This window comes from Prevotella melaninogenica ATCC 25845 (assembly GCF_000144405.1).
Classification (GTDB): Bacteria; Bacteroidota; Bacteroidia; order Bacteroidales; family Bacteroidaceae; genus Prevotella; species Prevotella melaninogenica.
Genome location: NC_014371.1, coordinates 431,359 through 457,581, shown reverse-complemented (window position 1 = coordinate 457,581; position 26,223 = coordinate 431,359). Strand labels below are relative to the sequence as shown.

At 39.2% G+C, this 26,223-nt stretch carries 18 protein-coding genes; 5 read left to right on the top strand and 13 right to left on the bottom strand.

From position 1 onward, the window contains the following. Positions 1-13: 13 nt before the first annotated feature. Positions 14-3,313, bottom strand: a complete 3,300-nt coding sequence (locus tag HMPREF0659_RS08885; RefSeq protein ID WP_044046183.1) for a UvrD-helicase domain-containing protein — start codon at positions 3,311-3,313, stop codon at positions 14-16. 23 nt (positions 3,314-3,336) lie between these two features. Beyond that, positions 3,337-4,176, bottom strand: a complete 840-nt coding sequence (gene ispE / locus HMPREF0659_RS08880) for a 4-(cytidine 5'-diphospho)-2-C-methyl-D-erythritol kinase (protein WP_013265131.1) — start codon at positions 4,174-4,176, stop codon at positions 3,337-3,339. Between the two features lie 98 nt (positions 4,177-4,274). On the opposite strand from ispE, the gene dnaB reads away from it, so the two are divergent. Next, a complete protein-coding gene (dnaB, locus tag HMPREF0659_RS08875) occupies positions 4,275-5,795 on the top strand; it encodes a replicative DNA helicase (protein ID WP_013265241.1) in 1,521 nt (506 codons plus the stop codon). A gap of 379 nt (positions 5,796-6,174) precedes the next feature. On the opposite strand, the gene HMPREF0659_RS08870 is transcribed toward dnaB, so the two are convergent. Together HMPREF0659_RS08870 and HMPREF0659_RS08865 are read right to left on the bottom strand one after the other, a co-directional pair. Beyond that, positions 6,175-6,855 carry a GDSL-type esterase/lipase family protein gene (locus HMPREF0659_RS08870; protein ID WP_044046057.1) on the bottom strand — a complete coding sequence of 227 codons (681 nt, stop codon included), beginning with the start codon at positions 6,853-6,855 and terminating at the stop codon, positions 6,175-6,177. Positions 6,856-7,033: 178 nt separating this feature from the next. Beyond that, positions 7,034-7,453, bottom strand: a complete 420-nt coding sequence (locus HMPREF0659_RS08865) for a hypothetical protein (RefSeq protein WP_044046056.1) — start codon at positions 7,451-7,453, stop codon at positions 7,034-7,036. Between the two features lie 376 nt (positions 7,454-7,829). Between HMPREF0659_RS08865 and HMPREF0659_RS08860 the strand changes: the two genes are divergently transcribed. Continuing rightward, positions 7,830-8,621, top strand: coding sequence for a glycoside hydrolase family 25 protein (locus HMPREF0659_RS08860; protein ID WP_013265633.1), 792 nt, complete (start codon positions 7,830-7,832; stop codon positions 8,619-8,621). A gap of 84 nt (positions 8,622-8,705) precedes the next feature. On the opposite strand, the gene HMPREF0659_RS08855 is transcribed toward HMPREF0659_RS08860, so the two are convergent. The 8 genes from HMPREF0659_RS08855 to HMPREF0659_RS08820 form a co-directional block, all read right to left on the bottom strand. After that, on the bottom strand, positions 8,706-9,140 hold the full coding sequence (locus HMPREF0659_RS08855; protein ID WP_044046055.1) for a hypothetical protein: 435 nt from the start codon (positions 9,138-9,140) through the stop codon (positions 8,706-8,708). Positions 9,141-9,472: 332 nt separating this feature from the next. After that, complete coding sequence (locus HMPREF0659_RS08850; RefSeq protein ID WP_013265217.1) at positions 9,473-11,140, bottom strand: formate--tetrahydrofolate ligase; 1,668 nt, start codon at positions 11,138-11,140, stop codon at positions 9,473-9,475. A 499-nt stretch (positions 11,141-11,639) separates the two neighbouring features. Then, on the bottom strand, positions 11,640-12,092 hold the full coding sequence (locus tag HMPREF0659_RS08845; protein ID WP_013265613.1) for a YqaA family protein: 453 nt from the start codon (positions 12,090-12,092) through the stop codon (positions 11,640-11,642). Beyond that, complete coding sequence (locus tag HMPREF0659_RS08840) at positions 12,065-13,009, bottom strand: hypothetical protein (RefSeq protein WP_013265307.1); 945 nt, start codon at positions 13,007-13,009, stop codon at positions 12,065-12,067. The genes HMPREF0659_RS08845 and HMPREF0659_RS08840 overlap by 28 nt, the downstream gene beginning before the upstream one ends. An 86-nt stretch (positions 13,010-13,095) precedes the next feature. Then, positions 13,096-14,364, bottom strand: coding sequence for a phosphoribosylamine--glycine ligase (gene purD, locus HMPREF0659_RS08835; RefSeq protein WP_013265125.1), 1,269 nt, complete (start codon positions 14,362-14,364; stop codon positions 13,096-13,098). A 123-nt stretch (positions 14,365-14,487) separates the two neighbouring features. Beyond that, positions 14,488-16,698, bottom strand: coding sequence for a S9 family peptidase (locus tag HMPREF0659_RS08830; protein WP_013265432.1), 2,211 nt, complete (start codon positions 16,696-16,698; stop codon positions 14,488-14,490). Beyond that, positions 16,688-18,235: a THUMP domain-containing class I SAM-dependent RNA methyltransferase gene (locus HMPREF0659_RS08825; protein WP_013265762.1), complete on the bottom strand. Its 1,548-nt coding sequence runs from the start codon at positions 18,233-18,235 to the stop codon at positions 16,688-16,690. Before HMPREF0659_RS08825 ends, HMPREF0659_RS08830 begins: the two co-directional genes overlap by 11 nt. A 141-nt stretch (positions 18,236-18,376) precedes the next feature. After that, positions 18,377-19,321 carry a serine O-acetyltransferase gene (locus HMPREF0659_RS08820; protein ID WP_013265202.1) on the bottom strand — a complete coding sequence of 315 codons (945 nt, stop codon included), beginning with the start codon at positions 19,319-19,321 and terminating at the stop codon, positions 18,377-18,379. A gap of 168 nt (positions 19,322-19,489) precedes the next feature. Here HMPREF0659_RS08820 and HMPREF0659_RS08815 point away from each other — a divergent pair, with 168 nt between their 5' ends. Together HMPREF0659_RS08815 and HMPREF0659_RS08810 are read left to right on the top strand one after the other, a co-directional pair. Beyond that, the gene (locus tag HMPREF0659_RS08815) at positions 19,490-20,200 is read left to right on the top strand and encodes a glycoside hydrolase family 25 protein (RefSeq protein WP_013265052.1); all 711 of its coding nucleotides are present in this window, start codon (positions 19,490-19,492) and stop codon (positions 20,198-20,200) included. Between the two features lie 242 nt (positions 20,201-20,442). Further along, positions 20,443-21,606, top strand: a complete 1,164-nt coding sequence (locus HMPREF0659_RS08810) for a penicillin-binding transpeptidase domain-containing protein (protein ID WP_051412358.1) — start codon at positions 20,443-20,445, stop codon at positions 21,604-21,606. A 364-nt stretch (positions 21,607-21,970) separates the two neighbouring features. On the opposite strand, the gene HMPREF0659_RS08805 is transcribed toward HMPREF0659_RS08810, so the two are convergent. Beyond that, the gene (locus tag HMPREF0659_RS08805) at positions 21,971-24,181 is read right to left on the bottom strand and encodes a RelA/SpoT family protein (RefSeq protein ID WP_044046182.1); all 2,211 of its coding nucleotides are present in this window, start codon (positions 24,179-24,181) and stop codon (positions 21,971-21,973) included. 144 nt (positions 24,182-24,325) lie between these two features. On the opposite strand from HMPREF0659_RS08805, the gene HMPREF0659_RS08800 reads away from it, so the two are divergent. Further along, complete coding sequence (locus tag HMPREF0659_RS08800; protein WP_013265570.1) at positions 24,326-25,843, top strand: DUF4301 family protein; 1,518 nt, start codon at positions 24,326-24,328, stop codon at positions 25,841-25,843. The last annotated feature ends 380 nt before the right edge of the window (positions 25,844-26,223 follow it).

The following is a 26,223-nucleotide window of genomic DNA, read 5'->3' as shown; positions in this document are numbered from 1 at the left end:
TAAGTAATATAGGCTATTCGCCCTTTAATGGAAGAAAAGGGGTTGGTACGATCTCATTTCTAACGACATACCAAATATAACCAGACACCTTCTCATAGCCCATTCGCATAAGCAAACTCATGTAGCGTTGTACTTGCTCATGGTATTCTTCACGTGGTTTACCAAACTTGAAATCTACTACAATAATCTCCTTTCCATCGGTCATTACACGGTCAGGACGATGTTCATGAATATCTCCACTCTCCTTATCATAGTCAAGAATGGTGCACTCATTAAACAACTTCCATCGTGAACTAAACCAATCTTTTACTTTCTCATTCATCAGAGCATTGGCAATCTTATTCTGCAATTCTCTCGATGTAACCTCATCATTATAGATAACTCCTTCTTGTTCTAATTCCTTCAAGCGTGGTTCAATATCATCTTCAGTAAGGATAGTAGAAAAAAGTTGGTGAAGTATATTTCCAACCTTTATATAACGATTTGCATCTGAAGGGTCAATATCCTCACCATTGATAAAGTCATGACTCTTATTACTCTGTCGGAAGCTAACAGGATGGGGGAAAGTTTCTATCTTTAATTTATGCGTCTTAGGAGTAAGTTCAAAAGGATTCTCCGTAGACTTCTCCTTATCAACACGCTGTTCACAATCCAACAAAGTACCAAAATCGAAACTGATAGCCTCCTTATCACCAGCATCATCAACCTTTGCTTCTGGCAATTCATTAGCAAGATCATCAATAACTAATTGAATAATCTGTGAACGATCTGTGGCAGTATTACCATTTTGTAGCTTAGTAAAAGTGGTTTTAGAAGCCTTTTTACCAGTAATAAATAGATTCTTTCCTGCACGTGTAAAGGCAACATAAAGCAAATTCATGTTATCTACAGTATTCTGAAGATGCTCTTCTTTGTAATCATCTTCAAAGACAGTACCTATCATCTTTTTAGAAAAATCTATCGGAATCAACGGTAAATCTCCATAAGGCTTCTCCTTATTATCACCTGGACACCATATTGTATTACCTACTGTTTTTTCTAATCCCCAATCACAGAAAGGAATCAGAACGTTATCATATTCCAATCCCTTACTCTTATGAATGGTAATCAAACGTATTCCATCAACTTCATCACTTTGAATTGTATTGCTTGAAAGACTATCTTCCCATTCTTCGATGAAATCATCAATATCTGCAGGATGGTCTCTCAAATACTCATTCAATGTATCGTAGAATGTACATACGTATGCACTTTGTCCTTCAAGACTACCGAGATTAAAAAGTGAGTAAATCTCATCAACAAGATCTACAAGTGACGATCTTAACAAAAAATCAAACTTATCTACATAACCACTTGGTAAAAAAGACTTTAATTCTTTTTCACCTTCATCTACAAATAAAGCATTATTATCTCTATCCGTCTGTTTTACTTGTTGTTGATAAAGCTTAACCAACTTACTTTCTGTAAGTTTATCATCAGGATGTGTAAGCAATCGCAGAGCAGCAATAATCACATTAACAGCTAACGAAGCATCCAATTGGAATGCTTCATCAGAAACAATACTTACATCTGTACCAAACTCACCTTGGAACTTGTCGGCAATATCTTGTATTACTCCTTTTGATCGGACAAGAATTGCAATATCCTTTTGTTTATACCCACGTTTTAATAGTTCACGGATATTATTAATTAATTCATTGAGAACATTCTCGTTATATTCTGATACTGCCTTTTTATCATAAGGAAAGAGTTTTATATGAACAGATCCCTTACCATCATCTTTTCTTGGTTTCTGTTCAATCTCTTTATAAGCTTCTATCAACTGAGAAGCACCTTTTATATCATCACTCTCTAATTCTTTAACTGTTTGAATAACGGCCTGCGTAAAGAAAGCGTTGTTAAATCGGATTATATTCTCTTCAGAACGATAATTAGTTTCAAGAGGTTCTATCTTTATTTGCTCTTCAGAGAAGTCATGCTCAATATTGTTTAGTAACTTCCAATCACCTTGGCGCCATCGATAAATACTCTGCTTAACATCACCCACAATCAAATTGTGAGATTCTATTTGAGCCATACAGTTATCGAGTAACTTACGGAAATTAGTCCATTGAATAGTACTCGTATCTTGAAACTCATCAATCATGATATGCTTCAAGTAAGCACCCATCTTTTCAAAAACGAATGGAGTATCAGTATCTTTCATCAAAGTGCTAAGTAGTGACTGAGTGTTACTTAGCATAAATCGGTTCGTGTCTTTATTTATCTCATCAACAGCCTCAGAAATGGCATGTAAAAGACGAAGTTGAGAAAGATGTTTAAGTGTAAGATTACTGGATTGATACTCTTTCCAACATTCTTTTCGATATTGTTCTAATAGCAGTAAGTCATCATACCATGATTCGGAGATAAGAGTACTAATGCGCTCTTTCTCCCCTGCAGGGCATTTCTTCAGCAACCAATTATCTGGACTATCAAGACATTTCAACACATTTGCAGATGGTCCCTCATCTGTAGGTTCATTCTCAAACTGCTTAGTAATATATCCACACAATCCTTTAATGAAATATCCAGTATCAACACCAGCATCACTTATTTTTTGAAGTAACTTTCCTGCCTGTTCTTTAACCTTCTTAGGACTTTCCTTTCGTATCTTACGCAAAACCGTTATGAAATCGTCAAAAAACGATTCTTCACGAAACCGACTATCAAGTTCTGCCTTATGGTCTTTATAGAAGTCCTTAAAAATATTCTTTCCAAAGTCTTTTATCTGTCCAATGACGTTCCACCCCTTGTCATCTTCAATATTTTTATCGATGTAATCGCGAATCCAAGTCAAGACCTCTTCGCCTTCCTCAAGACTATTAATCAACTCATCGACAGCCTGAGCTTCCACTTGTTCATCATTGAGATCAATACGGAGATTAGCCGTAAGATTCAGTTCACGAGCAAGATTACGCAATACAGATTGAAAGAAGGCGTCAATCGTCTGTACACGAAACTCATTATAATGATGGGTAAGCAGCGACAAAGCTTCAGCGGCATTCTCTCTAATCGTGAGTTCAGGGAAACCAGTCTTCCGTAATACCTGTTCATAATATGCCTGAGAATCTGGCAACTTATGGGCAATACCATATAGCTGGGAAAGAATACGCGTTTTCATCTCCTGCGTTGCCTTATTGGTGAAGGTAACAGCAAGAATCTTCTTATAATCTTGTGGATACTTTACCACTAAAGTAATATATTCCGATGCTAACGTAAAAGTCTTACCTGAACCTGCTGACGCTTTATAAACCGTTAATGCTTTTTCCATCATGAATATCTAAAGAATTGGAATTAGAGTCTGACACAATATGTGAACATTCCTGGGAAAAATTCCTTTATATTCGCTGGCTTTTGACCAAAGATACCAAAGATAGTACTACCACTACCTGACATCTGTGCATACAAAGCACCATTCGCATATAGTTTTTCTTTAACATCAGCCAACACAGGATATTTTGCAAAAAGAGATTTTTCAAAATCATTTGTAAGCTCATCACGCCATGTATCAATTGGTTGGCGAACTATATCACGACAGCTTTTCGCAGGTTTCTTGGGTGTCACTCCAGCATAGGCTTCGGCAGTAGAGACAGCTACATCAGGCTTTACCAATGCAAGATAATATCCTTCTAAACTATGATGTTCGTTATCTGCAGGTGCAAGAACATCACCTATTCCCGTTGCATAGGCTATTTCAGAACGAATAAAGAACGCACAATCGGCACCCAATTGGGCTGCATAACGCTCCATCTCTGCATTACCCATATTCAAACGAAAACGCTCATCGAGCAATCGAATCATATAAGCAGCATCAGCTGAACCACCTCCAAGTCCTGCCTGCATAGGAATACGCTTAACAAGGTGAACATGTATGCGAGGTAACTCATAATCCTTTGCAAGGAGATGATAAGCCTTAACTACCAAATTATTACGCTCATCACATTCTACAGCATGACCAGTCACTTTTAAGTCTATGGGAGTAGGAGAGGGAAACTCCTCATCCATCTTTTTAATTTCCAACACATCACATAAAGGAACAGGATAAAAAACTGTTTCAAGGTCATGATAGCCATCAGGACGTTTTGCAACAATATTTAATCCAAGGTTGATTTTACAGCAAGGAAAGGTAATCATAGTCTAAAATATAATTAAAGAATTCTTTTTTGCAAAGATAATAAAAGCTTAGAAGAATGGTGTTAGAAATGGAATATTTTTTGTAAATTTGCCACCATATGGCAGAAAGAAGTAATAACAATAAAAGTAGTCGTAGAACCAAGCAGGCTCCTATCGACACAACGTTTGGTCACCTACAACCACAAGCAACTGACATTGAAAAGGTTGTTTTAGGTGCGCTTATGATTGATAAGGATGCCTTTACTGTTGTCTCAGAGATTATCAAACCAGAGACATTCTATGAGTCTCGTCATGAGAAGATTTATGAGGCTGTGCAATCTCTGAATCTACAGGAGAAGCCTGTAGATATTATGACCGTAGTAGAAGAACTTCGTCATAAAGGAACACTTGAAGAAGTTGGTGGTCCTGCATATATTGTTGAGCTTAGTTCCAATGTTGCTTCATCTGCACACATTGAGTATCATGCACATATTCTTGCACAAAAGTTCTTGGCGCGACAACTTATCCAGTTCGCATCAATGATTGAGACTGATGCTTTCGATGAAACCGTGGATGTTGACGAGTTGATGCAGAAAGCCGAGGGTGCTCTGTTTGAGATTTCCCAGAAGAATATGCTACAAGATTATGTACAGATTGACTCTGTCGTTGAACAAGCCCATCAATTACTTCTCAAGGCAGCAAACAATAAGGGTAGCTTAACTGGCGTACCAAGTGGGTTCCACGACTTAGATAAGATAACAGCTGGTTGGCAGGCATCCGACTTGGTTATTATTGCTGGTCGTCCTGCCATGGGTAAGACTTCTTTTGCACTTAGTATTGCTAAAAATATTGCCATTGACTATCGTAAACCAATTGCGTTCTTCTCTCTTGAGATGAACAACGTACAGCTTGTCAATCGTTTAATTTCAAACGTTTGTTCTGTACCTGGTAACAAGATTCTTAATGGTCAGCTAACACCTGACGAGTGGGAGCGTTTCGACTCTAACATACGAAAGATGCAGGGTGCACCGATTTATATTGACGACACACCTGGGCTTTCAATCTTCGAACTTCGTACAAAAGCGCGTCGTTTGGTGCGTGAACATAATATTGAAGTGCTCATGATTGACTACTTACAGCTGATGAATGCCAATGGTATGCGCTTCAATAGCCGTCAGGAGGAGGTTTCTACGATTAGCCGTTCCTTGAAGGGACTTGCAAAAGAGCTGAACATTCCAATATTAGCACTGTCACAGTTGAGTCGTGCAGTTGAACAGCGTGACCCACGTGAGGGTAAACGCCCACAGTTAAGTGACTTGCGTGAGTCTGGAGCTATCGAGCAGGATGCCGATATGGTACTCTTTGTGCATCGACCAGAGTATTATCATATTCTGCAAGATGACCACGGAAACGACCTTCATGGTATGGCTCAGATTATTATTGCCAAGCATCGTAAGGGTGCAACTGGTGATGTTCTGCTCAACTTCCGTGGTGAATACACTCGTTTTGCTAATCCAGAGGATTTGGATATGGCAGCTCCAATGCCTAATGACCCATTAGGTGGTGAGATTGTTGGTAGCAAGATGAATGATGACCCTATACCACCATACCCAAGTGGAGATATGAGAGTGCCCTTCTAAACGACATTAGGTAATCATTTCAAGATACACAAAGTTTACGAAATTTCATTACAAAAATAACGACTATCAAACCTTATGTAGGATTAAAATAGTCGTTATTTTTTATCTTTGTAACTAACCGATTATCAAGTAGTTGCAAAACACTATACAAAAAGGGGATTAATTGGACTTCAAAAGGGCGTTAGTAACATCGCAAAAGGACACCTTTTGGAAGCCAATTGGGCGTTAATTGCAAGCCAAAAGAGCATCTTCTATTTTTTAAGATGTGATTTTATTTTACAAATAGAGATACTGGCAAAGACAAATCAACAGTTACTTAACAACTAAATTCGGCTTTATCATCAAGAACAACAGCAAACCTCTAAAATGAACACTAACGTCATTCATTAATATAAGAGCGGATAATATTTGCCCAAACCTCATAACCTTTATTCGAAAGATGCAGTCCATCACGACAATAGTCTGCGTGCATTTCTTTAGCATTGACCCCTAAGAGGGGATGATACAAGTCGATAAAAACAAGTTTATTGTCATTACAGTAACCCTTCAACTTCTCATTTAACTGAATAATCATATCATCCTTACCCTTAAGTAGTTTCCATACACCAACTTTTTCATTTAAAGGTAAAAGACTTTGTACGTACAGCTTGGTTTGTGGACATGTTGTACGAATTGTCTCTATGACATTAACTACCCCTTGAAAGATACGATCAACCGTCCAACCATGACTTAAATCGTTTGTTCCGCATTCAAAGAATATCTTACTGGGATTATAAGGCAGAATCTGATTTAAGCGTTTAGAGATTCCACGACTATCATCTCCTATAATCCCTCTATTGATAATCTTTCTCGCGTTTGGAAAAAAACGATTCCAGTCTTTCCCGTATTCGGAATGACTATCACCCAACATAACAATTGCATTATCTGGCAAAGAGCCTTCTTGCTTAAATTGATTCACTCTTATGTTATAGTGTTTTGAGCCGTGATACGTAACATTTTGAGCATGCATTGATAGGGTAGTAACTGAAAGGAAAAGATAAAATAATAGCTTTGTCTTCATATAAATACTTGTATAACACGTCAAACCCATCAGAATACGAAATAATAATCTGATGTATTCTTACTGCAAAAGTAAGAAAAAAGAAAGAGAAAAGAAAGGAAAAGTCCGGTTATCTGTTCCAAAGGAAAGGATAGCCGGACTTTTAAATAAGAGGATTCTTAAATAATTATTGCGCTTATTAGTTCATGTAACGCATTACTTTGCGTAAATAAGCTTGTGTCTTAGCCACATTATATCGAATACCACCGCTCCATAAGCGAATAGCTCTTTCAACACTATTTAATGGGTTGTGGAAACTCTGAATGATAATAAACATTTCCTTTGACTTTGTAGCATTAAAACGATCCGAAAGCGAATAACGCTTGTTGCTACCAGTACTTTTAAGGATGTTGTTGCACTCCTTTACCAAAACTGGGGAAATCTGCAGTACACCAACATAAGGACCATTTACAGCTGCAGGATTACCCTTGCTTTCAATCTGGATGATTGCATTCATTACTGGTTCCCAATCAAAGCCATCTTTTTTGGCTGACACTTCAACATGTGAAGCAAAAATCATTAAGAAACAAATACTTACTACTTTTAAAATTCTCATCATTAAAAACTTTCCGAAACCTTGGAAGAGTAAGTCAATAGAGCTACTCTCTACGGCGTGTTCCTATGTGAGAATGAGTTACCACCACGCCTCAGTTTCATATTAACGCTGCAAAGATAAAAAAAATATTCCTGATATACAACACTTTAACATTTAATTAATAAAGTTAGAGATGAATGTTAAACTGGTTAAACAATCACTTTAACTTGCATATAGTCGATGAAATCATATCATTTTTTACGATATATGCAATTTGTAGTATTGAAAAAGAATGTTTACCTTTGCGATGTTTTAAAGTCGTAAGAACGCATATTATTAGGCTTATCGACCCTAATATGCTTAACATTCCAGATATAAGCTCTACAAGTTAAGACAACAGATGATAAAGCGTAAACGTAGGCGCAGAAAGCAAATGCGCAACAAACATAGTTTTTGGTGGTGGGTTTGTGCTGCTTTAGCGGTGCTGATTACTATTCTTATCATTGATCTTAAACCATGGCGAAAGCCGCGCTCTGTAGTCAGCGACCAATGGCCTTACCACGATATGACTAAGGGACCATATTCCAAAGATTTTGATGGTCTGGACATCTCACGCCATCAAGGGAAGATACATTGGGATGAATTAGTGGAGGAGAATCCACAACTTCGATTTGTCTATATCAAGGCTACAGAAGGTAGTTCTATCGTTGACCCATTCTATAAGAGAAACTTTAAAGCTGCAAAGGAAAGAGGCTTATTAGTAGGTTCTTATCACTTCTTGACTTATCGAACTTCTATGGAACGCCAAGTAGATAACTTTCTTGCCAACATTGACCTTAGTCAGCAAGACTTATTACTACTTGTAGACATAGAAAAGGATGGAACACGCAGTTGGGGACGTGAGATTATTCAGAAGAATCTTGCTGAGTTTATCCGATTAATAAAGGAACGAACAGGACATTCTCCGATGATTTACACCAATGAAGCTTATTATCATCTGAACCTTTATCCAGAGTTTAACAGGTATCGATTGTTCATTGCAAACTATAATCTTCCTCCTCAACTACCAGATACTAAGCACGACATATGGCAGTCAAGTAAGCGTGGGAGGGTGCGTGGAATATGGACATATGTAGACATAAACCAGCTACGTGAAGGTGTTTCTGTAGATGATTTCAAAATGCCTAAATAAGAGTTTGCACCGATTAAACCCACAGCTATCATTAAACCACAATAAGTATATAGGTCAAGACTCTAATGATTGATTAGGGTAAAATCAGCAATCTGTTGCAAACTTATTTATAATTCGTATTTTATCTGTAGCCTTATAGGTTGTTTTGCTCAGTGAACTAAAATCGATTACATTACGATAAATACTCGAAAAGGCGACAAGCTTATTCCCCTTTATAAAGAGAAGTGTACAGATACTATCAAATAAAGTGTTATCAAGGATAGCAGCTCTGTCCCCAGCATAGCCCATATCAATTCTTTCATCAGAGGCAGTACGCTTATCGTAAGGCTTAATAACGATCATTGTGTCCCAGTCTTTATCTTTATACAACTCATGAACAGAGATACAAGATTCAGACTTTTGAATCGTTTCTAAGTTGTCATTTAGATTTACTTCACGATAGGGTGCATTGACACACCAAATAATTGCACCTATAAGGATTATAGAAAAGATAATTAGTAGTATTGTCTTTTTCTTCATATTATTTTCGTTAACATCCTAAGTTACATCTGGTAATAGTAATATCTTGTGTCAAGAAGAAACTTGTATAGTTTGTATAGGAATCCTATAAAACTATACAAGTATAGGTTTAACCCAAATCGGTCATTAGACCACAATATGTATAGTTTTCATTTCTATGACTTTGTTTCCTAACATCTCTTATTTTCTTATCGGCATCTTGTCTGTCTTTGGAACTTGACGTAGCCCGCTACGCCTGCGTTGCAAAGACAGCCAATCTGCTCGATAATAAAACAAAAAATATTTAGGCTCTAATGACTGATTTGGGTTTAAACAAAGAATATTGATACTCGTTAAGCCAAGCCTTCAATCTGACCACGAACAATATCAATCTTTTCTGCTTGAGGAATCTTAGGTAAGCCAGGCATACGCATTATCTCACCAGCAATAGCAACAATCATCTCAGCACCTCCATTGATAACAAAGTCACGAATGGTAATGTCGAAATTCTTAGCTACACCCACCTGCTTAGGGTCTTCACTGAATGAGAATTGTGTTTTAGCAATGCAGACAGGGAACTTATCCATCTCCCAAGCATGAATACGTTTCAGTTTATTTACAGCTGTTTTACTGAGTATAACTGAACGTGCACCATAGATATTCTTGGCTACCTTATTAACTTTCTCTTCAATACTATCCTCATCCGCATACGTCATATTGATGTCCTTAGCTCCCTGCTTATCAATGGTTTCAACGACAAGACGAGCCAAATCCTCAGCACCTTCACCACCTTTCAAGAACACATTGTTTTCTGCAAAGCCTACACCCAACATCTTACAGTGTTCTGCGAGAAGAGCAATTTCCTCCTCAGTATCATCGCCATATCGGTTTAGTGTGACAACCACTGGCTGTCCAAAGCGTTGCATATTCTCAACATGACGATCGAGATTAGCAAAACCATCCACAAGTGCTTGACGTTCCTGTTCATGCGATGCACCATCAACAAGTCCACCGTGCATCTTCAAACCACGTAAAGTTGAAACAAGAACAGTTACACGAGGATGAATTTCAGCCTTACGACACTTAATGTCTAAGAATTTCTCTGCACCAAGGTCTGCACCGAATCCAGCTTCAGTAATAGCATAATCACTCAATGACATAGCCATCTTGGTTGCGACTAAACTGTTACAGCCATGGGCGATATTCGCAAATGGTCCACCATGAACAAAGGCTGCTGTCCCCTCCAGTGTCTGAACAAGGTTAGGCTTGATAGCATCCATCAACAGAACTGTTATTGCACCAGCCACGCCAAGATCGCGTACTCTAAATGGTTTATCGTCAAAGGTGATACCCAAAACCATATTCTCAATACGACGACGGAGATCTTGCTCACTATCAGCAAGACATAATGCTGCCATAATCTCACTCGCAGGCGTAATATCAAAACCTGACTGTGTTGGTAAGCCATCAGTAGAAGCACCCAGACCAGTAACAATGTTGCGAAGGCTACGATCATTTACGTCCAAGACGCGCTTCCAGAGAATTTGTTTCAAAGTAAAGCCCTCACTACGATGCTGATAAATATAATTATCAAGCAAGGCTGCAATCATATTGTGTGCACTCGTGATAGCATGGAAATCGCCTGTAAAATGGAGATTAATCTTCTCCATAGGTACTACTTGGGCATATCCACCACCAGCAGCACCGCCCTTCATGCCAAAACAAGGGCCAAGACTTGGCTCGCGTAAAGCGAGAACCGAACGCTTACCAATGCGATTAAGTGCCATTGATAAACCAATACTAACTGTAGTTTTACCAATACCAGCGCGGGTAGGGGAGATTGAACTAACAAGAACAAGACGGTTGCAAGCTACTCGATCTTCATCAATCAATGAGAGAGGCACTTTTGCCATATACTTACCATAATGCTCCAAAGCATCAGCTGGAATACCGACCGTAGCTGCTACTTCCTCTATTGGCTTCATATTACATGAGCGTGCAATTTCAATGTCAGATTTCATAGTTATATTCTTTTTATAAAGTTATAATCGCAAAGATAGAAATAAAATTTGAATATTACCATTTCTTGCGAAAAAAAGTTTTTTGCTTTTAAGTATTATGACCCAACCTTTTGTCGTTTCAAGATGCTTATCTTGTTCTTCGATCTTTCTGTTGTACCACTTGATTATAGTTTATCCACAGAATACAAGCGCATAAACATTAGTCTATATGCCAAATCCTATCTATCGTATAATGCCTGAATAGACTCATCTATGCACCTTTTTATCAACTTAAGGATGTTCCGCACATGTGGTGCGAGTGCTGAACACATATGGTGCGAATGCTAAACACCAATAGTGCGGATGCTAAACAGTAATTATTTTGAGAGCTTTACTCCTTATTATATATTACAAAGATGCTATCAAGTTATTGATAGAAGAATATTGTACACACTAAAGTATTTCAAATATTCAACGAGGGGTAACAACGTATATGGATATGTCCTTTGGATAAAACAGACTAAAAGAAAGAACTTGCACCCCAAATCAAAACTGCATAACGAAGCACTTTACCTATTGTAATACTTAATACAGACAAAACAATATTAGCACGTGTCAGACCTAAAACGATGGTGATAGCACTACCTAAAATAGGTAGAAAGGCAAAGAATCCCATCCATGCACCATGTCCACCCATAAAGCGATAAGCTCTATCCAATGATTCTTTTTTCACTCGGAAATACCGTTCAAGCCACTCCAGTTTACCTAACCTGCCAAGACCATAATTCAACATTCCTCCCAAAACGTTACCTATACTACCATAAACAAGTAAAAGAACAGGGTCTACGCCAGCTGCAAGTAACCCAAGCATTACCGCCTCACTACTAAAAGGTAAAACACTTCCTGCAAGGAATGCCGATAAAAACATTCCCCAATAACCATAATCTACAAGTAATTGTGTAAAAGATTCCATAAGTTGAATAGGGTGATGATGATAGCTGAATAAGAAAGAATGATAAACATCCAGTTGGTTATCCTTGTGCGCGTTAGTGCAAAGAAATGTGCAATGAGTGGAGCTGTAGTAACAATCATTACACTCAGCAATGCTTCATAATGCTGAGGTTGCAAAAAGAAAAAGACTATTGCTAAAAGATCTATTGTTACGAAAATCTGATAGAACAAACGGGTTCTAATATTGTCATTACGCTTTTGATTCATAAAATGAACAATACCAATCACAGCACATACTAACACAAATGATAAAGTCAATGCTTGACTAAAGTTCAGAAACTTTAAGTTGAATGGTTCACCAAACACAGCAATCTTAGCGAAATGATTGATGAGTATTGTAATGTCTCCTTTGACCACCAAGTATCCTGCATAGAACCAATAAGGCAGGATTATACCGAGAAGGGATGCAACAAAATTGCGTGGACTCATCGAGAGAATATTGGTACGCATAATAACCCAGAGTACTGGTAGGAAGAAAAGTGTTTGTACCCAAACAATACTTGCCATACCTATACAGAAGAATGCATAGAACGTCCAACCGGGTGCATGTGTGTTTTGATAGCAACGAAAAGCAAATGTATAGAACCCTACAAAGCCTAACATGATGATGGCTGATTGGATAGATGGGAACATGAAGACAGCCATAGTTGCAAAGACGATGAACGAACATGACACCATTCTACTATAGATACGAATAAGCGCATTGGCATTATTCAGTTCCATCATAAGATAAGTAGACAGCAAAAGGCATATACCTGGCACTATTACTGAAGGGTTATATATCCCCGCAATAACCCATACAAGAGCAGCCGCTGAAACAACGTATGCTTGTGTCCAGCGGCTTTCTGCTATTCGATTTTGAATGCGTTTTTGTTGCATAATAGATGATATGTAGAGATAGCCATGAGAAGTTGCTAAGTAATAAACAACTTAAGAGCTATCTCCTTACTTTCAAAGGGCTAAGACTATAGGTCTTGTCCTATATCTCTTCTAAAATATTTATCCGTAAATTCAATCTTCTGAGCTTCCACAAAACTCTTCTTTAGTGCTTCTTCTTTATTCTCACCATAAGAAGACACTGCGATTACACGACCACCAGAAGTAACGATCTGACCATCCTTCACAGCTGTACCGCTATGGAAAACTACAGAATCTTCAACCTTATCAAGTCCTGTGATTGGATAACCTTTCACATACTCTTCAGGATAACCACCGCTGACAAGCATTACGCAGACAGCAGAACGTGAATCGAATTCAACCTTTCGCTGGTCGAGGTTCCCCTCTGCAACTCCTTCAAAGAGGTCAACAATGTCACTCTTTAGGCGTAACATGACACTCTCTGTCTCTGGGTCACCCATACGACAGTTGTACTCGATAACCATAGGTTCACCTTCTACATTAATCAAACCAAAGAAGATAAAGCCTTTATAATCAATACCCTCTGCCTTTAAACCATCAACAGTAGGACGGATAATGCGCTCTTCTACCTTTCCCATCCACTCCTTGGTAGCAAATGGAACAGGAGTAACACTACCCATACCGCCTGTGTTCAAGCCTGTATCATGCTCACCAATGCGCTTATAGTCCTTTGCTTCAGGTAATATCTGATAGTGAGTACCATCTGTAAGTACAAATACAGAGCACTCAATACCAGAAAGGAACTCCTCAATGACCACCTTTGCAGAAGCATTACCGAACATACCACCAAGCATTTCGCGTAGTTCCTTCTTAGCTTCTTCAAGCGTTGGAAGAATGAGAACACCCTTACCAGCAGCCAAGCCATCAGCTTTCAACACATAAGGAGCTTTAAGCGTCTCCAAGAAACGCATGCCTTCCTCTATCGTTGTACTATCGAATGTTTCGTAAGCAGCTGTCGGAATATTATGACGCTTCATGAAAGCTTTGGCAAAGTCCTTAGACCCTTCGAGTACAGCACCAGCTTTTGAAGGACCAATAACAGGAATATTAGCTGTGCGGCTGTCTTCCTTCAAACAGTCATAAACACCATTTACCAATGGGTCTTCAGGGCCAACAACAACCATATCAACCTTCTCTTCGACAACGAAATCTTTCAGTTTGTCGAAGTCATTTACTCCGATTGCAACGTTCTCACCAACTGCTCCCGTACCAGCATTACCTGGTGCGATGAAGAGTTTACTACACTTTGCACTCTGTGCAATCTTCCATGCCAAGGCGTGTTCACGACCGCCGCTACCTAAAAGTAATATTCTCATAAAGCTTTGCCCGCCCCCTCCGATGAAGGAGGGGGAGTGCAGCCTTGCTGCACATGGGTATTTTTTAATTGTTAGATATGATTATAAGCAATGCTCAAGCGTATTATTAACTTATCAGATACGCTATTTTATTGGCTTCAGATAATCCTCAAAGTACTGTGTAATACGCTCATGTAAGTGTACACTCTGATGTCCACGCATGTTATGAGGTTCGCCAGGATAAACGAAGAAGTCAGGTTGCGTACCAGCAGCAATACAAGCCTTTAAGAAGGAATAAGAATGCTGAGGAACTACAACAGGGTCATTCAAGCCTGTAATAATCTGGAGTTTGCCTTTAAGATCCTTTGCCTTTGTAAGAAGTGATGTCTGTGCATATCCTTCTGGATTAGTTTGTGGAGTATCCATATAACGCTCACCATACATCGCCTCATACCATTTCCAGTCGATAACAGGACCGCCAGCAACACCTACTTTGAACACGTCAGGATAGTTGGTAATCAATGAAGTAGTCATGAAACCACCAAACGACCATCCATGAACACCTATACGATTCTGATCAACATATGGGAGAGACTTTAAATACTTAACACCTTCCATCTGGTCTTTCATCTCTTCTTGACCAAGATGACGGAATGTTGCTTGCTCAAACTCCTTACCACGATTATCGCTACCACGGTTATCAAGGATGAAAAGTAAATAACCTTTCTGCGCCATGTAGGTTTCCCAACCACGTGAACCCCAGTTCCATGAAGCCTCAACATTATGTGCATGAGGACCACCGTAAACATAGATGACAGTAGGATACTTCTTATTTGGATTGAAGTTAACAGGCTTTACCATACGCCAGTATAAGTCTGTCTTACCATCTGCAGCCTTTATTGAACCGTTTGTATATTCTGGAACAGTATATCCTTCCCAAGGATTAGCAGCTGCAAAGTAATCATGACGCTGTGGCTTACCATTCAAACTGATAATTTCATACTTACGAGGCACAGATGGTTCACTGTAATTATCCATGACAGCATTACCGTCTTCACTCAGTTTTGGATAATGATAACCACGACCATTATCAAGTAGTGTGCGCTTTCCAGATGCTATATTCACAAGCCAAGCATTGCGTTGAATAGGATTACATTCGTTAGAAACATAGACAATACTCTTCTGTTTGCTATTGAAGCCGAGTACTTCCAGTACAACCCACTTACCACTTGTAATCTGCTTAAGCTGTCGACCATCCTTATTAAAGAGGTAAAGATGGTTATAACCATCCTTCTGACTCTGCAAGATAAACTCATTGTCGTTCCATGGTAAGAACTGAATTGGATGACATGGCTCAACATATTTTGCGTCAGTCTCACGATAAAGTTCTTTCAGCTTTGCACCTGTAGTAGCATCATAAGATACCAAACGGCAATCATTCTGATCACGGTTAAGTTCAAACATATAAACCATCTTCTCGTCTGGGCTCCATGTGATGTTTGTAAAATAACGGTCGGTTGGGTCGCCAGCCTGAAGATATACAGTCTTACCTGTTGTAAGGTCATACACACCTACAGTTACCTTATGAGAAGTTTCACCCACCATAGGATACTTAATAAGATCAACCTTAGCTGCACGTGACTCACCCTTAGCAGGTTTCCAGTCCAACTCTGGGACATCAACGAGAGGATAGTCAGCAACCATACTCTGGTCCATACGATAGAAAGCTAAACGATTTCCCTTTGGACTCCAGTAGAGACCACCATTAATTCCGAACTCATCACGATGTACACTTTGACCATATACGATATCTCTTGAACCATCTGTTGTCAACTGATGCTCTGTACCTTTCGCATCTGTAACATATAACTGATGGTCCTTTACCAGTGCAGTTGCACCAGATACCTTATTCCAATCACGTGCTTGAAGACCAGCTGGTCGATTCAAACGCTGCTCAAGTTTGTGTGTTTTGAAGTCTACATATAAGTCCTCATTACCATTCTGAACCTTCACAATAGAACGATCAGCATAAGGAAATTCAGCACCATAGAGATGACGCACAACCTCATCCGAAGCTGATAAACCTGCCCATTTATTGATGTCATCTAATGAGAAGAGCGGTGTCTCCTTACCAGTCACTAAGTCAACCAACGAACAATTGTTAAGGTCTTGGCGTACCAACTTTCCTCCCCACCACGTAAGATAACGTGCCTCAGGGCGCATGTTGTAGAAGTTTTTACCACCAAAGTTCAAATCCTCAAGGGTAAACTGCTTTTGTGCCATACTTTCAGTAGGACTTAAAAGTCCTGTGAAAGCACAAAGCCCCACAAGACTAATAAATGATTTAATCTTCATGATTATACGTGTTTTTACCACGGAATCCTCCGCGCTTGTTAGATTTATCAAATCGTTTGCCGCCAAACTTACGGTCATCATCACGACTGAACGAACGTTTCCGATCGTCATCACGTCTGAATGAACGCTTACGGTCGTCGTCTCCTCTTCTGAAAGAACGTTTGTGGTCTTCCACATCACGATCGAAACGAGGGCGACGCTCACGGTCTTCACGGAACTTACCACCACCGAACTTATTACGTTCTAAGCTATGGAAGGTGAATGAACGAATATCAGCCTCAGCATTTTCCTCATTTTCATCAAGACGTTTCTTAAACTCACGTTCCTTCTTGAAGCGATGCTTCTGTGCCATCTCACGCTTCTCATCTTCGGTCTTTACGACACCACCTTCGTGTCGGAAGTCACTCATCTTACCATCAAACATCTGGTAACGACGGAATTCACACTCCAATGAGCCATTGTAAACAGGAATCTTAATACTTGGTTTCAATCCAATCTGACGGAAACATTCCTCACGATAAGACAGAATCCAAGCCTCATTACCCATGAACTGATGCTTCAAACGTTCACCAATCATCTTATAGGTACCGAGTAAGTTAGGTGTAGAGATACGCTCACCATATGGAGGATTCATCACAATCATGCTTTTCTCCTTTGGCTGAGTGAAGTCTTTGAAGTCCTGCTGTTCGATGGTTACATATCTTGACAAACCAGCTGCAGCAACATTCATACGAGCCGTATTGACAGCCTTCATCTCTGTGTCATAACCATAGATATGATGTGTAAACTCACGTTCTTGTGAGTCATCATTATATATCGTGTCAAACAATTCTTGGTCAAAGTCAGGCCACTTCTCAAAAGCAAATTCCTTACGGAACACACCCGGAGAAATATTAAGAGCAATAAGAGCAGCCTCAATAGGCAAGGTACCAGAACCACACATTGGATCGATAAAGTCTGTTTCACCTTTCCAACCTGTCATAAGAATCATACCAGCAGCCAAAACTTCATTCAATGGTGCCTCAACACTCTCTTGACGATAACCACGGCGATGCAGAGACTCACCACTTGAGTCCAATGACAATGTAGCATTATCCTCTGCCACGTGGATGTTCAAACGAATATCAGGATTGCTAACAGAGATATTTGGACGAGTACCAGTACGCTCACGGAACTGGTCTACAATAGCATCTTTAACTTTGTATGTAACGAAGCGCGAGTTAGTAAACTCTTCAGAATAAACGACAGAATCTACAGAGAAAGTATTTCCAGGGAGGATATACTTACTCCAATCAATCTTCATTACTTCCTCATACATATCTTCAGCACTCTTCGCCTTGAAATGTGCGATAGGTTTAAGGATACGAATAGCTGTGTGTAACTGGAAATTTGCACGATACATCATTTCCTTGTCACCTGTAAATGACACCATTCGGCGTCCTATTTGTACGTTATTGGCACCTAACTGTGTTAGCTCTTTTGCTAATACTTGCTCCAAACCCATGAAGGTTTTGGCGATGAGTTCAAATTCTTGCATTTATGTGATAAATATTTTTATATACGATATTAAAACAAATTAGCGGAAAACATTGTCTGATAACTTCAATAAGAACAACCTATTGGTTGCTTATCAAGTGCTCCCACTTTTCCCTTTCGAGGTAAGAATAGGGTAGACCCTTTATATTCCTCCGCCATATTCAAAGTCGATATCTAAGATATCTGTTTTGTTCTGTTTATACTTCTTTGTTCGTGGACGCATATCTCGCGTAACCCACACATTGGCTCCAATGATACAGCCTTTCCCAATAGTGATACGGCCAAGGATAGTTGCATTGGCATAGACAACAACATCATCCTTTAGAATCGGGTGACGAGCAATTCCCTTAATAGGCTTACCATCTTTGTCAAGTGGGAAGCTTTTAGCCCCTAAAGTCACACCTTGATAGAGTTTTACATGATTACCTATAATACAGGTTGCACCAATCACCACACCAGTACCATGATCAATGGTAAAATGTGAACCAATGGTCGCAGCAGGATGAATATCAATACCTGTCTCTGAGTGCGCCATTTCAGTAATCATGCGTGGAATAAGAGGCACATTTTCTAAAACTAATTCATGTGCCAAACGATAGTTAATAACAGCCTTAATAGCTGGATAACATGAAATTACTTCTCCCAAATTGGCAGCAGCAGGATCACCATCAAAGGCAGCTTGTATGTCTGTTGAAAGTATTTTACGCAGGGTAGGGAACTTTTCTATGATACGTCCTGCTATCTTATCAGCCTCTTCCTGCATACAACGACGCGTATCAGCAGCATTTGGACAATGACAGTCTTCATTAAAACATAAACCAGCCATAACCTGCCGACATAGCAGTTTATGCAATTTTTCTACATTTACACCGATTTGATATTTAATCGTTTCAAAATTAACTGACGAGCGACCATAAAAACCTGGAAAGAGAATAGAACGAGAAAGTTCGATAATCTCCTCCAATTCTTTAGCTGATGGCAAGGGGTCTCCATCACGGTGCTCATGGCTAATACCCTGCAACGCTTCCGGTTCAGAAAGTTCTTCAACGGTCTGTATAAGTTGCTGAGTGATGTCTTGTTTACTCATTGATACTGTATCGAGATGTAATTACGTTGCAAAGATAATGATTATTATCGGATTTTTATGAGTTTGTTCAAGAAAAATATACTAATTTTGCAGTGCTTTTTAAGCATCATTACAGGATAATTTAGATTCAAAAAGAATCTTATTCAGAATGTATCAAATATTTAGAAGATGAAATCAACTATATTTCCACGTCTCATTAACATCTTATTTCTATCTACCATTTGTGTAATTGCCTCTGCAGCAACCGCTTCTCATAAGTCTTCAAAAAACACTAAACGCCAGTATGATGGCATTGACGTATCGCATCATCAGGGGAAAATCGACTGGAAAGAAGTGGCAAAAGACAAACAAATTAAATTTGTATACATCAAAGCAACACAAGGAACAAGCATAAAGGACAAAAACTACGAACAGAACATCAAGGAGGCACGCCGTCAAGGTTTACGTTGCGGTTCTTACCACTATCTTTCATGCTTAACCTCCGTTAGGTCTCAGTTTCGTAATTTCCAGAAAGCTATGCGAGGACATAAACAGGATTTAATTCCAATGATTGACATAGAACATGATGGTGTAAGACGTTGGAGCAAGAAACAAGTACAAGACAGCGTTGCCTTATTTGCAAAATTAATAGAGAGGAAGTATGGTAAGAAACCACTTATTTATTCTCATGTAAGTTTCTATAATTCTCATCTTTGCCCTCGATTCAATAAGTACTTCCTTTTCTTAGGTAGATATAGTTCTGTGCGCCCATCCATCAAGGGAGTAGGCCGACATAACATCTGGCAGTTCTCTGATCAGGGTAAAGTACGTGGTATTCGTGGCTACGTAGACCTCGACCGCTTTATGTCAGGAACATCACTTGCAGCTATCCGCCTATAGTAATTTACAATTATTTGGGATTGTTGCAAATTAAATATAAACAGAGAAAAGTATGTTTCAAGCGAATAATTTATTCGTAATTTTGTAGCTCATAAAAACTTAGATGACTTAAAACTTTCTTTTAAAGAAGAAAGAATGAGAGTACATTATAGCTTCTAATAGAAGAAAATATCAATCGATTTATGAGCTATGAGTCCTCGTAATTAATGATTAGAAACATATTAAGAAAGAATTTAATAAGTATGCGTAAAATAACTATAAACAAAACAATTATATCATTTCGTTCTGCACTACTTACGCTCTTATTCGTAACAACGAATAGTGTTCAGGCGCAAGAGTACCGTGAAACCCCACCGTTAACATTTCGTCCACTGCTACAAGAGCTTGGCACAGAACTTATACAAGGTAAGAAGGGTAGTATCGTGGCCATTGATCCAGCCACGGGTGAGGTGCTCTGTATGGTAACAAATTCACCTACGGGTCCTAATGATGCCCTTGCCATTGCAACTGCTTATCCTCCTGGCTCAGCCATTAAGCCTGCACAAGCATTAGTCTTCCTCTCAGAAGGAATCGTCAAGCCAGACACCAAGATTGCCTGTCATGATGGGTTTCGTGATGGAAACATAAAGGTTAAATGCCATCCGCATTATTCTCCAGAAGCACTTGCAGGTGCTTTGGCTGTATCGTGTAACACTTGGTTCTTGAAATCCTACCTATCAATGTTGAACAATACACAGAAGTATGGTTCTAAGGAGAAGGCTGTTACAACTTGGTGGGAATACATTGTTAGTATGGGACTTGGTGGTCCATTAGGTATTGACATGGCTGGTGAAAAGGGCGGATTGGTTGCCAATGTTAACTATCTATCACGCCGTTATAAGAATAATTGGGAGCCAAAAACAATTATGTGGGCAGGAATGGGACAGGGTGACATCACAGCCACTCCTTTACAGCTCTGTAATTTAGCGGTAACGATTGCAAATCGTGGCTACTTCTTTACACCACATATTCATAAAAGCGTTGAATGGGCACCCCTCCCTTCACGCTTCCTCACGCCACGTCAGACAAAGGTTCCTTCTTACATTTATGCAGATGTCATTAAAGGTATGCGCTTAGCAGTAACAAAGGGTACAGCGACCGTACTCAACGGAACGACCTATCCTGTTTGTGGCAAGACCGGAACAGCCGAAAACGCTGGTAAAGACCATTCTATTTTCATTGGTTTCGCACCGATGAATGAACCCAAGATTGCAATCTCTGTTTATATTGAACATGGTGGATTTGGTGCCGATGTAGCTGCCCCTATAGCAGGATTGATAATGGAGAAGTATCTTAAAGGTAGACTGAGTCCAAAATCACAAGCTATGGCAAAGCGCATTGAGCGCATAAATACGATGGATAAGTAAAACCATTTTGTAATAAAAAATCATACCCTTAAAAATCAATAGATGCTTAATAGCACTTCAATTAAGCATCTATTGGCTTCTAAAAGGTGCCCTTTTGAGGTCTAACTAACGCCCTTTTGAAGTCCAATTAAGCACCTTTTGATTTGCTATTTTGCAACAAGTTGAAAACTAAAGAGTTACAACACCTGCCCAGAACTCTATTTTCAGGCTTACAAATAGCTTTTTATAGCCTTAAACTTGTAAATATATTTCACACCAACACCTATTTTTCTTTAGCAAGATTTGATAATAACATTAATAAAAAAGCCCCCATTCTCACCTTTAAAATAGGGTAGAGAATGGGGGCAAAGTTTATTAGATTATTTTATATTCTCATTACTTCCTTAACGCCCTTTACTGTTCTAAGTTTCTTGATGAGCATATTCAACTTAGAATTATCATCAAGGAGAACGACGAGGTTACCAGAGAAAAGACCATCATTCGAATCAATATTGATAGAGCGCATCACTATTTTCTCATCTTTTGAAATGATATTTGAAATGTTGCTCACAATACCGATGTCGTCATTACCTATGACACGCAGTGTAATAGCATACTGGGATGTACCCTTGCCACTCCAACGTGCCTTAACAACTCGATAGCCAAAACGCTTGCGCATCTCAGGTGCATTGGGGCAATCATCGCGGTGAATCTTTATTCCTCCACTGACGGTCACAAAACCAAAGACGGGATCTCCATAGATAGGGTGACAACATTTAGCAAGCGAGAAGTCTAAACCTTTGAGATTTTTGTCAATGACAAGGACATCATCATTCTTCTTCAGATATTCTGTCGTAGGGTTCTCAAACTCAAAGTTCTCTGCACTCTCAGTCTCTTTTGTCTGATTGAGGTTATGTGCATGATTGTATACTTTCTGATATTCCTCAATGACATAGTTCGGATCAAGCTTCTCATCGGCAATCTGCTTATAGAACTCAGAAACCTCCTTGAAGCCTAACTTACGAATGAGTTGACCCATCGTAGAGTCTTCTATCTCAATCTTCTTATTCTTAAACCTACGTTCGAGCAATTCCTTCGCATATAGACCATCTTTCACCTGCGTTTCTTTTAGCGCAAGACGTATCTTTGCCTTTGCTCGAGATGACTTACAAATGTTCAGCCAATCACGATTAGGCTTCTGCGTCGTGGAGGTTAGAATCTCTACAGAATCACCACTATGTAACTCGGTTCGGAAAGATACATTCTTTCCATTTATCTTTCCACCGACACATTGATTTCCTATCTTAGAGTGAATGTGATAAGCAAAATCAAGTACTGTCACACCCTTTGGGAACTTTAGAAGGTCTCCCTTTGGGGTAAAAACATATATTTCCTTTTCGTAAAGATCTGACTTAAACTCGTCCATCACCTCAAGGTTGTTGCCAGCCTCAAGGGCAGAACGAATAGAAGCTAACCAATTATCCATTCCGCCTTCTGCCTTCACTCCCTTATATCTCCAGTGTGCAGCAAGTCCATGTTCGGCTATCTCATCCATACGTTCTGTACGAATCTGCACTTCTACCCACTTCTTATCAGGTCCAAGCACAGTGATATGTAAACATTCATAACCATTAGACTTGGGTACAGAAAGCCAATCACGGAGTCGCTTTGGGTTAGGCTGATACATATCTGTCACTATCGAATATGCCTGCCAACACTGCATCTTCTCCTTGTCTTCTGGTGAATCAAGAATGATACGAATGGCAAAGAGGTCATAAATACCTTCAAAGCCACACTTCTGCTTCTTCATCTTCTGCCAGATAGAATGGATTGACTTCGTGCGACCTTTAATATGAAACTTAAGCCCCGCAGCTTTAAGTTGCTCACTAACTGGAGTAATAAAGCTACTGATATAAGCATCACGCACCTTTTTTGTTGCATTCAACTTATCTTTTATATGATAGTAAGCATCATGCTCAAGATACTTTAAAGAAAGATCTTCCAACTCGCTCTTTAGCTGGTATAAACCTAACTTATGCGCCAAAGGAGCATAAAGATAGCTTGCTTCTTCAGACACTTTTCGTTGCGCTTCCTTATTCTCAACGTCACGAATCTGACGCATAAGGTTAACACGATCAGCTATCATAATCAAGATAACACGCATGTCTTCTGCAAAAGATAACAGAAGATTTCGGAAGTTTTCACTCTCGATAACTGGCGTTTTCTTATAAAGTGTCTGAACACGTATAAGCCCATGGATAATCTTCGAAGCACCATTACCATACAACTTGCTTATTTCATCAAGTGAAAGGATTCCTGCTTGAACACTTTGATAGAGCAAAATTGAAATAACAGAGTCACGATTTAAACCGATATCCTTTACAGCAATGGCTGCTGTCTGCAAAGAGCAAAGAATAGGGTTGAGCCCAAATACATTGCGTTGGATACTATTGTCTGAAACAACCTTACTCAGATGTTCACGCAGTTTAGGAAGATCATTCTCATAAAACGTTTCCCCAAGTGTCTTCTTCAGACTTTCGAGTATCTGTTCAGATAATTCTCTTTCTCTATCCGTATAAATGAATTTCTCTTCCATAGGCATAATATATTCTATTTTCCAAAGGCAAAGATACAAAGAATTTCGATATAATTAGAAACAAATGTGTCAAATAGTTCTTTTCTTTCGGTTTAATTCGTTATTTTTGCAGTTAAAATACAATCTTTTTAATAGCTTACCATTATGTTGAAGAAAGAAGACCTAAAACAGATACATGACAAAGGAATAAACGAAGAACAGATAAATAGACAGTTGGAAGACTTCATAAGAGGCTTTCCTTACTTGAAGCTTGAAGGTGCTGCAACACCAAAGAAAGGTGTTACGGTACTCGATAAGAATGCTTGTGAGACTGCTTGCAAAGCATGGCAGGATTATCAAAATCACGGGCATAAAGTTGTCAAGTTTGTTCCTGCTTCTGGTGCAGCCAGTCGCATGTTCAAAGACCTTTTTGCATTTCTCAATGGAAATAACGAAGCACCTATTAGTGATTTTGAAAAGGAGTTCTTCTCAAATATTCATCACTTTGCGTTCTACGAGGCGTTATCAGCCAAATGTCAGCAGTTGGAAGGTAAAACTATCGATGCGTTGATAGCTGAAGGGCGATACAAAACTGTCGTTGCTACATTATTAAATAAGGAAGGATTGAATTACGGACAGCTACCTAAAGGGTTGCTATTGTTCCATTCTTATGACGATGGAGCACGTACTCCAATGGAAGAACATTTGGTTGAAGCTGCTCGGTATGCGGAAAGTAACAAGCAAGCACACGTACATTTTACCGTATCACACGAACACTTAGCCTTCTTCAAACAAAGAGTAGCTGACAAGCAGGCTAAATTTGAAGGTAAATTCGGTGTAAATTTTGATATTTCTTTCTCTGAACAGAAACCAAGTACAGATACAATCGCTGTAAATCTTGACAATACTCCGTTCCGTAATGAGGACGACTCATTATTGTTCCGTCCTGGTGGTCATGGCGCATTGATAGAGAATTTAAATGATTTGGATGCTGAAATCGTATTCATTAAGAATATAGATAATGTGGTACCAGACCGCTTGAAGGAAGAAACCATCAGTTGGAAAATGATTATTGCAGGTAAACTTGTAACCTTACAAGAGCGTGCTTTTGCTTATCTTCATAAATTGGAGGAAGGTAATTGCACACATTCAGAACTCGAAGAGATACTTGATTTCTTACAGAATGACCTCTCTTGTGAGAAGCATGATGTGGCTTCTTTGAAGGATACTGCACTGGCAGATTACTTATATAGGAAGTTAAATCGTCCAATGCGTGTATGCGGTATGGTAAAGAACGTTGGTGAACCAGGTGGCGGTCCGTTCCTTGCTTATAATCAAGATGGTACTGTCAGCCTTCAGATTCTTGAGAGTTCGCAGATTGACAAGAACAACGAAGCATCTATGAAGATGTTTACAGAAGGTACACACTTCAATCCTGTTGATCTTGTTTGCGCTATCAAAGATTACAAAGGCAATGCTTTTGACTTGACAAAGTATGTAGACAAGTCAACAGGCTTCATCAGTTCAAAGTCAAAGAATGGTCGTGAGCTTAAGGCTTTGGAACTTCCGGGCTTGTGGAATGGTGCTATGAGCGATTGGAATACGGTCTTTGTAGAAGTACCACTCGGCACTTTCAACCCTGTAAAGACTGTCAACGATCTTCTGCGTGAGCAGCATCAATAAACATTATGAGTGCCATTAATATGCATCATAAGAACAAAACTTAGTTTCGTTCACGATAAACTCAATTATTCCCAACCCTTAGAAAACTCATTTCTAAAGGTTGGGAATCTTATTATCCATGAATGTTACGATATTAATCATTTGACATACAGACACTACGTCTCGACCCATGATAAACATAATTAGATGCGATATCTATCTGTCTTCTACTAACAACGAATTCCCTTATTAATTGAGGTTTGTAAACTATTTTCATACTCTTCAAAATCAATATATGCTCTTTTGGCTTCTTAAAGACGCTCTTTTGGCTTGCAAAAGGTGCCCTTTAAGACCCTTACTAACGCCCTTTAAGAAGCCAATTAAGCACCTTTTATTTTACT

Excerpts from the sequence above, each read along its gene's own strand:
- HMPREF0659_RS08815 (WP_013265052.1), top strand. The coding sequence starts at position 19,490 with ATGAAATCAACTATATTTCCACGTCTCATTAACATCTTATTTCTATCT.
- HMPREF0659_RS08820 (WP_013265202.1), bottom strand. The coding sequence starts at position 19,321 with ATGAGTAAACAAGACATCACTCAGCAACTTATACAGACCGTTGAAGAA.
- HMPREF0659_RS08840 (WP_013265307.1), bottom strand. The coding sequence starts at position 13,009 with ATGCAACAAAAACGCATTCAAAATCGAATAGCAGAAAGCCGCTGGACA.
- HMPREF0659_RS08800 (WP_013265570.1), top strand. The coding sequence starts at position 24,326 with ATGTTGAAGAAAGAAGACCTAAAACAGATACATGACAAAGGAATAAAC.
- HMPREF0659_RS08855 (WP_044046055.1), bottom strand. The coding sequence starts at position 9,140 with ATGAAGAAAAAGACAATACTACTAATTATCTTTTCTATAATCCTTATA.
- HMPREF0659_RS08885 (WP_044046183.1), bottom strand. The coding sequence starts at position 3,313 with ATGGAAAAAGCATTAACGGTTTATAAAGCGTCAGCAGGTTCAGGTAAG.
- dnaB (WP_013265241.1), top strand. The coding sequence starts at position 4,275 with ATGGCAGAAAGAAGTAATAACAATAAAAGTAGTCGTAGAACCAAGCAG.
- HMPREF0659_RS08825 (WP_013265762.1), bottom strand. The coding sequence starts at position 18,235 with ATGCAAGAATTTGAACTCATCGCCAAAACCTTCATGGGTTTGGAGCAA.
- HMPREF0659_RS08810 (WP_051412358.1), top strand. The coding sequence starts at position 20,443 with ATGCGTAAAATAACTATAAACAAAACAATTATATCATTTCGTTCTGCA.
- HMPREF0659_RS08865 (WP_044046056.1), bottom strand. The coding sequence starts at position 7,453 with ATGATGAGAATTTTAAAAGTAGTAAGTATTTGTTTCTTAATGATTTTT.
- HMPREF0659_RS08830 (WP_013265432.1), bottom strand. The coding sequence starts at position 16,698 with ATGAAGATTAAATCATTTATTAGTCTTGTGGGGCTTTGTGCTTTCACA.
- HMPREF0659_RS08870 (WP_044046057.1), bottom strand. The coding sequence starts at position 6,855 with ATGAAGACAAAGCTATTATTTTATCTTTTCCTTTCAGTTACTACCCTA.
- ispE (WP_013265131.1), bottom strand. The coding sequence starts at position 4,176 with ATGATTACCTTTCCTTGCTGTAAAATCAACCTTGGATTAAATATTGTT.
- HMPREF0659_RS08805 (WP_044046182.1), bottom strand. The coding sequence starts at position 24,181 with ATGGAAGAGAAATTCATTTATACGGATAGAGAAAGAGAATTATCTGAA.
- purD (WP_013265125.1), bottom strand. The coding sequence starts at position 14,364 with ATGAGAATATTACTTTTAGGTAGCGGCGGTCGTGAACACGCCTTGGCA.
- HMPREF0659_RS08860 (WP_013265633.1), top strand. The coding sequence starts at position 7,830 with ATGATAAAGCGTAAACGTAGGCGCAGAAAGCAAATGCGCAACAAACAT.
- HMPREF0659_RS08850 (WP_013265217.1), bottom strand. The coding sequence starts at position 11,140 with ATGAAATCTGACATTGAAATTGCACGCTCATGTAATATGAAGCCAATA.
- HMPREF0659_RS08845 (WP_013265613.1), bottom strand. The coding sequence starts at position 12,092 with ATGGAATCTTTTACACAATTACTTGTAGATTATGGTTATTGGGGAATG.